10 protein-coding genes are annotated in these 12,559 nt (G+C 73.8%); 2 read left to right on the forward strand and 8 right to left on the reverse strand.

Annotated elements, in window-relative coordinates:
- The first annotated feature begins 19 nt into the window (after positions 1-19).
- Positions 20-625: a TetR family transcriptional regulator gene (locus KBX06_RS19080; protein ID WP_210836857.1), complete on the forward strand. Its 606-nt coding sequence runs from the start codon at positions 20-22 to the stop codon at positions 623-625.
- Between the two features lie 140 nt (positions 626-765).
- Here KBX06_RS19080 and KBX06_RS19085 read toward each other — a convergent pair whose 3' ends face one another.
- From KBX06_RS19085 to ftsY, 8 genes are all read right to left on the reverse strand, one after another.
- Positions 766-1,845 carry an amidohydrolase family protein gene (locus KBX06_RS19085; protein ID WP_210836870.1) on the reverse strand — a complete coding sequence of 360 codons (1,080 nt, stop codon included), beginning with the start codon at positions 1,843-1,845 and terminating at the stop codon, positions 766-768.
- Positions 1,846-1,956: 111 nt separating this feature from the next.
- The gene (locus KBX06_RS27940) at positions 1,957-2,130 is read right to left on the reverse strand and encodes a hypothetical protein (RefSeq protein WP_247686215.1); all 174 of its coding nucleotides are present in this window, start codon (positions 2,128-2,130) and stop codon (positions 1,957-1,959) included.
- A 206-nt stretch (positions 2,131-2,336) separates the two neighbouring features.
- The gene (gene ffh / locus KBX06_RS19095) at positions 2,337-3,896 is read right to left on the reverse strand and encodes a signal recognition particle protein (RefSeq protein ID WP_210836872.1); all 1,560 of its coding nucleotides are present in this window, start codon (positions 3,894-3,896) and stop codon (positions 2,337-2,339) included.
- Positions 3,897-4,131: 235 nt separating this feature from the next.
- A complete protein-coding gene (locus KBX06_RS19100; RefSeq protein ID WP_210836874.1) occupies positions 4,132-6,528 on the reverse strand; it encodes a [protein-PII] uridylyltransferase in 2,397 nt (798 codons plus the stop codon).
- Positions 6,529-6,544: 16 nt separating this feature from the next.
- A complete protein-coding gene (locus KBX06_RS19105) occupies positions 6,545-6,883 on the reverse strand; it encodes a P-II family nitrogen regulator (RefSeq protein WP_172896701.1) in 339 nt (112 codons plus the stop codon).
- Between the two features lie 25 nt (positions 6,884-6,908).
- Positions 6,909-8,336: an ammonium transporter gene (locus KBX06_RS19110; RefSeq protein WP_210836876.1), complete on the reverse strand. Its 1,428-nt coding sequence runs from the start codon at positions 8,334-8,336 to the stop codon at positions 6,909-6,911.
- A 184-nt stretch (positions 8,337-8,520) separates the two neighbouring features.
- Positions 8,521-9,384 carry an aminoglycoside phosphotransferase family protein gene (locus KBX06_RS19115; protein WP_210836878.1) on the reverse strand — a complete coding sequence of 288 codons (864 nt, stop codon included), beginning with the start codon at positions 9,382-9,384 and terminating at the stop codon, positions 8,521-8,523.
- 7 nt (positions 9,385-9,391) lie between these two features.
- Positions 9,392-10,579, reverse strand: a complete 1,188-nt coding sequence (ftsY, locus tag KBX06_RS19120; RefSeq protein ID WP_210836889.1) for a signal recognition particle-docking protein FtsY — start codon at positions 10,577-10,579, stop codon at positions 9,392-9,394.
- A 149-nt stretch (positions 10,580-10,728) separates the two neighbouring features.
- Between ftsY and KBX06_RS19125 the strand changes: the two genes are divergently transcribed.
- Positions 10,729-12,441 (forward strand): alkaline phosphatase D family protein, encoded by a 1,713-nt coding sequence (locus KBX06_RS19125; protein WP_210836891.1) that lies wholly within the window; start codon positions 10,729-10,731, stop codon positions 12,439-12,441.
- Positions 12,442-12,559 lie beyond the last annotated feature (118 nt).

Here is a 12,559-nt window from a genome sequence, read left to right on the forward strand (position 1 = left end):
GGCGTAGGATTCGACCACCATGGGTGAGGTGAGGGACGGCACCCGTTCGCGGGAGGCGATCGTCGAGGCCGCCCGGGCGTTGACCATCGCGACTGGCTGGGACGGCGTCCGGATGGGTGCCGTCGCGCGCGCGGCGGGGGTCAGCCGGCAGACGGTCTACAACGAGTTCGGTACCAAGGCGGGGCTGGCCGAGGCGCTCGCCCGCCGGGAGGTCGACCGGTTCGTGGGCGCGGTGCGCGCCCTGTTGCGTGCGCACGGCGACGACGTACGGGCCGCCACGCACGCCACCATCTCGCACACCCTCACGGAGGCTGCCAACGACCCGCTGATCAAGGCGGTCCTGACCAGTTCCCGGGGTGGCTCGGACGACCTGCTGCCCTACCTCACCACCCGCTCGGAGCTGGTCTTGGCCGAGGCGACCGAGGTGCTGCTGGAGTGGGCCGACCGCGTGCTGCCGGGCGCCGACCGGGACGCGGTCGCCTTCGCCACGGACTCGGTCGTCCGGTTGGTGATCAGCCACATCGTCCTGCCCGGCGCCCCCGCCGCGCAGACGGCCGCCGCCCTCGCCGACCTGGCGGTCTACCTGCTCCTGCACGCGGTGACCGAGGGCGGCCCGACCGGCTGAGGTGACCGAGGGCGGCCGGACCGGCTGAGGTGACCCGCCACGAGCTTGCGCCAGTACCTCGGGGCCGAGGGCGGCCGGACCGGCCCTGGTGCGCAGCGCCGGCCGGGCGGGTCCACCGCCGGCGGGCGGGGCGTCCCCGGTCAGCGCACGACGCGACCGCGCAGCACGATGCGGGCGGGGCTGCGCACGGCGCGCAGGTCGGCGCGCGGGTCCTCGGGATAGACGACGAGGTCCGCCAGGCCGCCCTCGACCAGCCCGGGGAAGCCGAGCCACTCGCGGGCCCGCCAGGACGCGGCGGCGAGCACGTCCGTGGTGGACATGCCGGCCTGCTCGTGCAGCAGCAGCATCTCCTCGGCGGCGAGGCCGTGGTCGATGCCGCCACCCGCGTCGGTGCCCACGTAGATCGGCACCCCGGCCTCGTGCGCCGCACGGACCACCTCGGGGAAGCGGTCGCGCAGGGCGATCATGTGGTCGGCGTAGCCGGGGAACTTGGCCCGCGCCTGCTCGGCGATCCCGCCGAAGGTCCGAATGTTGATCATCGTGGGGACGAGGGCGGTGCCCCGGCGGGCCATCTCGTCGATCAGGTCCAGGCTCAGGCCCGTGCCGTGCTCCACCGAGTCCACCCCGGCGCGCACCATGATCTCGACGGCCGACTCGGAGAAGGTGTGCACGGCGGCGCGTACCCCGGCGGCGTGCGCGGCCCGGACGGCGGCGGTCATGGTGTCGGCGTCCCAGGCCGGGGCCAGGTCGCCGACCCCCCGGTCGATCCAGTCGCCGACCAGCTTCACCCAGCCGTTGCCGGCACGCGCCTGCGCGGCCACCGTCGCGGCCACCTCCGCCGCGCCGACCTCGACGCCGATGTCGCGCAGGTAGCGCTTGGGCGGCGCGACGTGCCGGCCGGCGCGGGCCAGCCGCGGCAGGTCGGGCTCGTCGTCGAGTTCGGGGTACGGGTACGGCGACCCGGCGTCGCGGATCGCGAGGACCCCCGCGTCCCGGTCGGTGCGAGCCAGTTCGCGGGCCTGGTCGAGCGAGGTGATCGGGGCGCCGCCCCGGGCGATGCCGATGTGGCAGTGCGCGTCGATCAGGCCGGGCAGCACGAAGCCGCCGTCGGCGATGGTCTGCGCGCCGGGGACCGGGGTGAAGGTCACCCGGTCGTCGACCAGCCACAGGTCACGGACCTCGTCGTCGGGCAGCAGAACACCGCGTACGTGCCAGGCCATGCGTCCTCCGTCTGCGCGAAAGGGGGGCGGTCCGCCGCCATTCTTCCCGCCCCGCGCCGGCCGGCGGCGGTCAGCCCTCGTTTCTTCCCGCCCCGCGCCGGCCGACGGCGGTCAACCCTCGTCGCGCGCCAGCAGCCCGGCCCGTCGCGTCGTCAGCGCGGGCAGGTCGACGGAGACCCGCCACGGCCGCTCGGTGACGAAGAGGTCCTCGGTGTGGTCAGCACCGTGATGCTGACCAGGTAGTCGGCGGGGCAGTCGACCCTGGAGTGCGAGCAGCGGTCGCACCCAGAGTTCCTGGTGCACGGCGGTGGGGACGGCAGGATCAACCTTCCGTCGAGCAACTCGTGCGGAAGGTCTCCGGCAGGTCACCGAGGTCGTCGACCGTCCCCTCCGAACGCTCGGGCAGGACTGGGTGCCACGGTCATGACTCCTCCTTCCGGGCCGACATCACCCTGGACAAGGATCACGTCACCCAGCGCCACCGCCGCGCCTCAGCGGGGTCGGCCGTCCCCGCCCTTGCCGAGCTTGTTGAAGTCGATCTTCGGCAGCTTGAAGCCCGGCGGGAGGCCCTGGCCGGCGGCCAGGTCGTTCGGGTCCATGCCCGGCGGGAGCTGCGGCATGCCGCCCGGGAACCCGCCCGGCATCCCGGCGCCCGCCCCGGTGCGCGGCCGGTTGCCGCCCTTGGTGCCCTTGCGCTTGTTCTTCGGCGACTTGGTCGCCTTGCGCCGGCCGCCGCCCGGCAGACCCATCATGCCGCCCATCTGCTTCATCATCTTCTGCGCCTCGGTGAAGCGGTTGAGCAGCTGGTTGACGTCCATCACCGTGACGCCGGAGCCGGTGGCGATGCGGGCCCGGCGGGAGCCGTTGATGATCTTCGGGTTGGTGCGCTCGGCGGGGGTCATCGACCTGATGATCGCGGTGACCCGGTCGAAGTGCTTGTCGTCGACCTCGGCGAGCTGGTCCTTCATCTGCCCCATGCCCGGCATCATGGCCAGCACGTTGGCGATGGGGCCCATCCGCCGGACCGCGATGAGCTGGTCGAGGAAGTCCTCCAGGGTGAACTGCTCGCCGCCCATCAGCTTGGCGGTCATCTTCTCCTTCTGATCGGTGTCGAAGGCCTGCTCGGCCTGCTCGATCAGAGTGAGGACGTCGCCCATGCCGAGGATCCGGCTGGCCATCCGGTCGGGGTGGAAGACGTCGAAGTCCTCCAGCTTCTCGCCGGTGGAGGCGAAGAGGATCGGCTGCCCGGTGACCTCCCGCACCGACAGCGCGGCGCCACCACGGGCGTCGCCGTCGAGCTTGGAGAGGACCACACCGGTGATGCCCACGCCGTCGCGGAACGCCTCGGCGGTGCGCACCGCGTCCTGGCCCACCATGGCGTCGATGACGAAGATGACCTCGTCCGGGTCGACCGCGTCGCGGATGTCGGCGGCCTGCTGCATCATCTCGGCGTCGATGCCGAGCCGGCCGGCGGTGTCGACGATGACGATGTCGCGGGCGGCCCGCTTCGCGTGCTCGATCGAGGCGCGGGCCACCTGCACCGGGTCGCCGGTGCCGTTGCCGGGCTCGGGGGCGTACACCTCGACGCCGGCGCGGCCACCGAGCACCTGGAGCTGCCCGACGGCGTTGGGGCGCTGGAGGTCGGCGGCGACCAGCAGCGGCTGGTGGCCCTGGGCCTTGAGCCAGCGGGCCAGCTTGCCGGCGAGGGTGGTCTTGCCGGAGCCCTGGAGGCCGGCGAGCATGATCACCGTAGGCGGCTGCTTGGCGAACTGGAGCCGCCGCCCCTCGCCGCCGAGGACGTTGATCAGCTCCTCGTTGACGATCTTGATGATCTGCTGCGCCGGGTTGAGCGCCTGGGAGACCTCGGCGCTGCGCGCCCGCTCCTTGACGTTGGCGATGAAGCCCTTGACCACCGGCAGCGCCACGTCCGCCTCCAGCAGCGCGAGGCGGATCTCGCGCGCGGTGGCGTCGATGTCGGCGTCGGTGAGCCGACCCTTGCCGCGGAGCTTGGTGAAGATCCCGGACAGGCGGTCACTCAAGGTGTCAAACACGCGAACATCCCGTTTGTCAGTGTTCCGGCGGGCACATCGGCGACCGGGCGAGGTGTCCGGCCACCGCTAGGGTAGCCGGCCGGCCGCACCGCCGCTCCGGGCCGGGCACAGCCGGCGCGACCGGCGCCGGCCACGGCCACGGCCCCACCCAAAGCTTGCGGCCACGGTCCAGCTGGCGCCCGGACGTTAGCAGGGGTCCCTTCCTCTACCTCAGGCGTTAACAGGGGGCCCTTCCTTACACCGCCGCCAGCACCGCGGCCTCCAGCCGGGCCCGGTCGGCCTCGGCCGGCCAGCCGCCGACCAGGTAGAAGGCGTCGACCACGTCGCCACCGAGGGTCGAGATGCGGGCCGCCCGCACCTGGGCGCCCGCCTCGTCGAGGGCGCAGGTGACCCGGTAGAGCAGGCCGGCCGCGTCGGCGGCGCGCAACTCCAGCAGCACCGCGTCGGTGGCCGCCTCCCGGTGCCAGACCACCCGCGGCGCGGCCCCGCCGGCCCGCGCCGCCAGCGCCCGGCCGCGCAACCGCTGGATGACCGAGACGTCGCCGTTCACCGCGCGGCGCAGGTCGGCGCCGAGGGCGATCGGGTCGGGCGCGAGCCCGTACCGGGGCTGCACCCGGCACTCGACCAGGGCCCGACCGTCGACGCTGGAGGCGTCGGCGGAGAGCACCTCCAGCCGGTGCAGCGCCAGGCAGCCGGCCACCGTCGCGAGCAGGCCGCGCCGGTCCGCCGCGGCCACCGCCACCCGGTCGGCCGTCAGGTGTACGACCGGCAGGGGCCCCGCCAGCAGGGCCGGGTCGGGGGCGGGCGGGGCGGGCAGCACACCGGTGTCGAGTGCGGTCCGCACCCGGGCCACCAACTCGGCGACCAACCGGCCCTTCCAGTCCGACCAGGCGGCCGGGCCGGTCGCGGCGGCGTCGGCGCGTACGAGGGCGTGCAGCAGCTCCAGCGTGGCCGGGTCGCCGACCCGCTCGGCCACCCCGGCGATGGTGACCGGGTCGGCGAGGTCCCGCCGGGTGGCCACGTCGGGCAGGAGCAGGTGCAGCCGGACCAGCGTGCCGATCAGCGCCACCTCCGGCGCGGGCAGGCCGATCCGGGCGGCCACCGCCTCGGCCAGCGGCACCCCGACGGCGCTGTGGTCGCCGGGGAGCCCCTTGCCGACGTCGTGCAGGAGACCGCCGAGCAGCAGCAGGTCGGGGCGGTCCACCTCACGGGTGTGCCGGCTGGCCTCGTACGCGGTCTGCACGAGGTGCCGGTCGAGGGTGAACCGGTGCACGGGGTTGTGCTGCGGGAGACTGCGCAGCCGGGTCCACTCGGGCAGCCAACCCTCGATCAGCCCGTACCGGTCGCAGGTCTCCCAGGCCGGCACCAGGCCGGGGCCGGCGCCGAGCAGGGTGATCAGCGCGGCCCGTGCCTCGGCCGGCCACGGCGCCGGCAGCGGCGGGCAGTACGCGGCCAGCCACTCGCAGGTGGCCCGGGCGATCGGCAGCCGGGTGACGGCCGCCGCGGCGGCGACCCGCAGCGACAGGCTCGGGTCGGGCCGCGCCCCGATCGCGGTGCGGGCCAGCACCAGCTCACCGTCGTGCTCGACGACGTCCCGGGCGACCGGTCGGCGCAGCGGACGCCCGTCGGTGCCCCGGCGGTGGCCGGAGCGGAGTCGGTCGGCGGCGCGGAAGGCGTCGTCGAGGGCGTGGCTGACGGTCCGGGCGTCCCCGGCGACCCGGCGCAGCAGCGCGTCGCCGTCACCGACGGCTCCGGCCCGCCGCGGGGCGTCGGGGGCGTCTGACGGGAGTTGCCGCAGCCGCGCGGGGTCGGCGGCTGCGGGCGGAAGCCGCGCGGGGTCGGCGGCGCCCGAGGGAAGGTGCCGCAACCCGAGCAGCGCGGCGACGCCGTCGCGTTCCTGGGCGACCAGGCGGTCCACCCGGCGGCCGGCCTGGCGGTGCAGCGCGTCGCGGGTGTCCAGCAGCCGCAGGTGCGCGGCGCGGACGGCGGGGCGCAGCGCGTCGGTGATCCCGGCGGCGGCGACCGCCCGCAGGATGCCCACGTCGCGCAGCCCGCCGGCCGCCTCCTTGAGGTCGCCCTCCAGCAGGAACGCCAGCTCGCCGTGGGCCGCCCAGCGGGCGGTGGTGATCTCGCGCAGCGCCGGCAACTGCCGTACGGCGGTGCGCCGCCAGTGGTCGGCGGCGGTGCGGACGAGCGTGTCCGCGAGCGCGGCGTCCCCGGCGACCAGCCGCGCGTCGAGCAACCCGAGGGCCACCTTCACGTCGTCCTGGGCGACGGAGAGCGCCTCGGCGACGGTCCGTACGGAGTGGTCCAGCCGCAGTCCGGCGTCCCACACCGGATACCAGACGGCGGCGGCCAGCTCGTCCACGCCGGGCACCCCGGCGTGCAGCAGGACGAGGTCGAGGTCGCCGTGCGGCGCGCACTGCCGGCGGCCCAGCCCGCCGACAGCGACCAGCGCCACCCCGGGCCGCCGTGGCAACAGCCCGCGCAACCACCGGTCGTACGCGGCGGCCCGCGCCGCCCGCGCCGTCTGCCCGACTCCGCCGTCGACGCCGTCGACCTCGTCGACCAGGAGTTCGACGGCACCGTTGCCGGTGTGTCCCGAATCGTTCTTCCTGGTCGACGAGGTCATGTCGGTCGTTGCCCGGTCAGAGCGCGTCGAGGCCGCGCTCGCCGGTGCGGACCCGGACGACCTCCTCGACGGCGGTCACCCAGACCTTCCCGTCGCCGATCTTGCCCGTCCGGGCGGCGCCGACGACGGCGTCCACGATCTTGTCGACGTCCATCTCGTCGGTCAGCACCTCCACCCGGATCTTGGGCAGGAACTCGACCGTGTACTCGGCACCCCGGTAGACCTCGGTGTGCCCCTTCTGTCGTCCGTAGCCCTGGACCTCGCTGACGGTCAGGCCGGCCACGCCGAGGGCGTGCAGGGCCTCCTTCACCGCGTCCAGCTGGTACGGCTTGATGACCGCGGTCACCAGCTTCATGTCCAACCCCTCCATCCCAGGAACGTTAACCGGCGACCTTCTCGTCGACCGGCTCGGCAGCCGGCGCGGCGGGCGCGGCGGGCGCGGCGGCCGACGCGGTCGGCGCCGGCTTGGCGCCGGCCAGCCCGGCCATGGCGAACGCGCTGCCCCCGCCGCTGCCGGTGGCCGGCGACAGGTCGTAGCCGCTCTCGGCGTGCTCGGCGATGTCGATCCCGCCGACCTCGTCCTCGGCCCGCAGGCGGAAGCCGATCGTCTTCTCGATCGCGAAGGCCAGTACCCAGGCCACCGCGAAGGACCAGGCGGTGACGATCACGCCGGCCAGGGCCTGCCGGCCGAGCTGGGTGACCCCGCCGCCGTAGAAGAGCCCGTCGGAGGCGCCGACCACGTCGGTGATCGCCCCGTTGACCGAGTTGGTGGCGAAGAGGCCGAGCCAGAGCGAGCCGATCCAGCCGCCGACGAAGTGCACGCCGACCACGTCGAGCGAGTCGTCGTAGCCGAGCTTGTACTTGAGGCTGATCGCCAGCGCGCAGACCGCCCCGGCGACCAGGCCGAGCAGCACCGCCGCCCAGGGCGCGACGAAGCCGCAGGCCGGGGTGATGGCGACCAGCCCGGCGACGGCGCCGGACGAGGCGCCGACCAGGGTCGGCCTCCGGTCCTTGACCCATTCGACGGCGATCCAGCCGAGCACCGCGGCGGCCGTCGCGAGCTGCGTGTTGACGAAGGCCAGGCCGGCGACCGAGTCGACGGTGAGCTCGGAACCGGCGTTGAAGCCGAACCAGCCGAACCAGAGCAGCCCGGCGCCGAGCGCGACGAGCGGGATGTTGTGCGGCTTCATGCCCTCCCGGGGCCAACCGAGCCGCTTGCCCAGCACCAGCACCAGGGCGAGGGCCGCCGCGCCGGCGTTGATGTGCACGGCGGTGCCGCCGGCGAAGTCGAGCGCGTGCAGGTCGGCGCCGATGATGCCGCCGCCCCACACCCAGTGCGCGACCGGGAAGTAGACCAGCGTCGCCCAGCCGAACGCGAACAGCAGCCAGCCGGCGAACTTCGCCCGGTCGGAGACCGCGCCGCTGATCAGCGCGACGGTGATCACGGCGAACATCATCTGGAAGGCCATGAACACGTACAGCGGGACGCCGATGCCGCTCGGGTTGTCGGCCGTGGCGCCCCAGAGGTCGGTCTCGGCGAGGAAGGTCCTGGTGCCGAGGTAGGCGCCCGGGTCGCCCCAGAGCCCGTTGACATCGCTGCCGAACGCGATGCTGAAACCGTAGAACCACCACAGAACGGAGATGAGCCCGATCGCGGAGAAACTCATCATCATCATGTTCAGTACACCCTTGGCCCGGTTCAGGCCGCCGTAGAACAGCGCCAGTCCGGGCGTCATGAGCAGCACGAGCGCCGTCGACACCAGCAACCAGACGGTGTTGCCGGAATCGATCGTGGGTGCCTCAGGCACGCTGGCCTCCTAAAGGTGAAGTCCTCCTTCACGGCTTCCGGGGCAGCGTCGCCCGTACGCCGGATGCGCGGAAGCCTGCTCGCTCCCTGTTTCCCCCAGCGTCACCCGTCGATTTCCAAGCTGTGACGGGTTGTTTCGGACGTGTGAAGCAATCCGTACCGGCCGGCGGCACGAGCCGCTCAGCTCAGCGCAGCGCGTACTCCAGGGCGTTGCGCTCGTAGTCGAGCAGCCGCAGATCCCGCATCGGCCGGCGTAGGTGCCCCTTGTGCACGATCCGGACGAAGGCCGGCTCACCGGCGGCGGCCATCCGGCGGATGCCCTCCACGTGGTCCACGATCCGCTTGCGGATGGTGCGGATCAGCCGGTGCCGGTCGCGGGGGATCAGCCCGTACGCGTCGGCGAAGAGCCGCAGCCGGCGCGGCCGGTCGGGGTGCTTCCAGCCGAGGGTGATCGAATCCCGGTCGGAGAAGACCGGCACCCAGGTCCAGGCCGCGTACGCCACGTCGTAGATCCGCGCGCCGGGCGAGGCGAGGTCGAAGTCGATCAGCCCGAGGGTGCCGTCCGGCCGCCAGATGACGTTGTGCGGGGCGGCGTCGTGGTGACAGATCACCTCCGTGTCCGGCGGCGGCGGGCCGAACGAGCGCCACACCGCCCCGGGCGGCGGGACGAAACCGTACTGGGCGTCGTGGAACATCCGCAGCATGGTGGCGACGGTCACCAGGGCCTCGTCGGTGACCCAGTGCGGGGCCAGCGGGTACTCCCCGCACTCCCCCTCCAGGTACGACAGGACCTCCCGGTTGCGCTCGTCCATGCCCAGCGCGCGGGGAGCGCCGGTGAACCCGACGTACTCGAGGTGGCGCAGCAGGGCGTGCACGGACGGCGTCCACGGCCCGGCGTTGCGCCGGACCGTGTCGCCCACCCGGACCACGGTGCTGACGTTCCCGCCGTGCAGCGGGATCTCCTGCGAAGTCACGTACGGTCTCCCGAGGCGCGGCGACGGGTGGCTGGGGTCGCGCCAACCGGCGTAGGCGCGATCGTCGGTCGTCACTGGGAGGTTACGCGTCCCGGGCGAGCGGCTCGGTACCGAGCAGCGCGTCGACGAACTGTGCGGGGTCGAACGGGGCCAGGTCGTCCTTGCCCTCGCCGAGCCCGACCAGCTTGACCGGGATGCCCAGCTTGCGCTGCACGGCGATGACGATGCCGCCCTTGGCGGTGCCGTCGAGCTTGCTGAGCACGACGCCGGTCACGTTGACCACCTCGGTGAAGACCCGGGCCTGCTCCAGCCCGTTCTGCCCGGTGGTGGCGTCGAGGATCAGCAGCGTCTCGTCGATCGGGCCGTGCTTCTCCACCACCCGCTTGACCTTGCCCAGCTCGTCCATCAGGCCGATCTTGTTCTGGAGCCGGCCGGCGGTGTCGATCAGCACGGTGTCGACGCCGGTGTCGATGCCCCGTCTGACGGCGTCGAAGGCCACGCTGGCCGGGTCGGCCGCCTCGGGCCCGCGGACGGTCTCCGCGCCGACGCGCCCGCCCCAGGTCTCCAGCTGGTCCGCGGCGGCGGCCCGGAAGGTGTCGGCGGCACCGAGCAGCACGCTGCGCCCGTCGGCGACGAGCACCCGGGCGATCTTGCCGCAGGTGGTGGTCTTGCCCGCGCCGTTGACGCCGACCACCAGCACCACCGCCGGCACGCCCTCCTTGGGCGCGGTCCGCAGCGACCGGTCCAGGGTCGGGTCGAGCGCGTTGACCAGCTCGGCGGCGAGCAGGGCACGCAGCTCGCCCGCCGAACGGGTGCCGAGGACCCGGGTGCGCTCACGCAGCCGGTCGACGATCTCCCGGGTGGCGTCGATGCCGACGTCGGCGGTGATCAGGCTGTCCTCGATCTCCTCCCAGGCGTCCTCGTCGAGGTGGTCGCGGCTGAGCAGGCCGAGCAGCCCCTTGCCGAAAGCGTTCTGCGAGCGGGACAGCCGCGAGCGCAGCCGGACCAGCCGCCCGGCCGTCGGCTCGGGGACCTCCAGCACCGGGGCCGGGGCCTGGGCGACCGGCGGTTCCACCAGGATCCCGGTGGACAGTTCGGCCTCCGGGGCCTCCACCGGCGGGCCGGCGAGATCCTCCTCGGCCCGGGTCTCGACCTCCGTCTCGGGCAGCGGCGGCTCCGGCCGCCGGCGCAGCCGCGGCACGACCAGCCCGATGCCGCCAAGGATCAGCACGCCGAGCAGGGCGAGCGCGATGAGGAGGTATTCGGTCATGCCGGAATCCTGTCAGATGCCGGCGAAGCTGTCCCAGCCACCGCTCCCGGCCGCGCCCGCGAAGCCGGCGGTAGGCTCGGTCACAGCCAGCAGTGGTGCGACCGCCGGCCGGGTAGTAAAGATGAAGTCCGCTCATCTGGAGGTCGACAATGCCCGCGGCACACCTGCTCATCGGCCCGTTGCTACGCAGAGTGGTCGGCACACGGGCCACCATCTGGGTCGAGACCAGCGCGCCCGCCGTGGTCACCGTCCGCACCGCCGACGGCGCCGGCGGCACCGCACCCACCTTCTCGGCGTACGACCACCACTACGCGCTCGTCGTCGTGGCGGGGCTCACCCCCGACAGCGCCACCAGCTACGAGGTGCTGATCGACGACGAGGTCGCCTGGCCGGTGCCGAGGAGCAAGTTCCCGCCCAGCGTCATCCGCACCCGGGCGGCCGACGACCTCGACCAGCCGGTCCGGTTGGTCTTCGGTTCCTGTCGGGAGACGACCCAGCACGCCACCACCCGGCGGCTGCCCCCGGACGCCCTCGACGCGTACGCCCGACGGCTGATGGCCGACCCGGGCCGGGCCGACCTGCCCGACCTGCTGGTGCTTCTCGGCGACCAGGTCTACGCGGACGAGACGTCCCCCACGGTCCGGCGGCTGCTGAAGCGGCGTCGCCGCCGGCCCAAGGGCGCGCCGAGCGACCAGGTGGTCAGCTTCGACGAGTACACGAAGCTCTACCTGGAGTCCTGGCGGGACCCGGAGATCCGCTGGCTGTTCTCCACCGTGCCGAGCGTCATGATCTTCGACGACCACGAGATCATCGACGACTGGAACACCTCGGCCGCCTGGCGCTCCGACATGCGCGAGCAGCCCTGGTGGGCGGAACGGATCACCAGCGGCCTCGCCTCCTACTGGGTCTACCAGCACCTGGGCAACCTCGCCCCCGACGAGATCGCCGCCGACCCGGTCTACGCCAAGGTCGCCGCGGCGGAGGACGCCACGGGGGTGCTGCGCGAGTTCGGCCAGCGGGTCGACACCGAGGCCGACCTCGCGCACGACACCGAGCGGTGGCGCGCCGTGCAGTACCAGTGGAGCTACGCGCTGGACCTGGGCCGGACCCGGCTGGTCATGCTCGACAACCGGTGCAGCCGGGTGCTGGAGCCGGGCCAGCGGGCGATGCTGCCCCCGGGCGAGTGGTCCTGGTTCCTCGACCGGGCGCACGGCGTCTACGACCACCTGGTGGTCGGCGCGTCCCTGCCCTGGCTGCTGCCGCCGGGCATCCACCACGTGGAGGCGTGGAACGAGAAGCTGGCCGACTCGCGGCGACGCTGGGTCGCCCGGCTGGCGGAGAACCTGCGCCGAGGGCTGGACCTGGAGCACTGGGCCGCGTTCCGCCGTTCGTTCGACGCGCTCGGCGCGCTCTTCGCCCGCCTCGGCAGCGGCACCCCCGGCGGGCCCGGCGAGCGGGTCGGGGCCGGACCGGCGTACGCGCCACCGGCGTCGATCAGTGTGCTCTCCGGCGACGTGCACCACTCGTACGTGGCGCGGGCCCGCTTCGACGACCGGGGCGTGGTCACCCCGGTGCACCAGCTCACCTGCTCGCCCATCCACAACCAGGTGCCCGCCGGGATGCGCCCGCTGATGAAGCTCGGCTGGTCGGCCGGGCCGTCCGGGGCGACCCGGGCGCTGGCCCGTACCGCCGGGGTACGCCGTCCGCCCTTCCGTTGGAAGCGGCTCGCCGGGCCGTACTTCGGCAACGCCGTCGCCACGCTGGTGCACGCCGGTCGGACGGCCGAGGTGAGCATCGAGGGCACCACCAGCGACGGTCACCTGCGTGAGGTGATGCGCCAGCGCCTCACCCCCGGCGGGTGAGCGGGCCACCGTCGGCGGTCGTGAGCGCCGCCGAGGCCGACCTCGCCACCCTCCACCGGGAGGTCGCGCTGGCCCGCGCCGCCACCGCCGGCCGGTCGCTCGACGAGACCTGCACCGT

The organism is Micromonospora sp. C31, assembly GCF_018070575.1.
In the GTDB taxonomy this organism is placed as follows: Bacteria; Actinomycetota; Actinomycetes; order Mycobacteriales; family Micromonosporaceae; genus Micromonospora.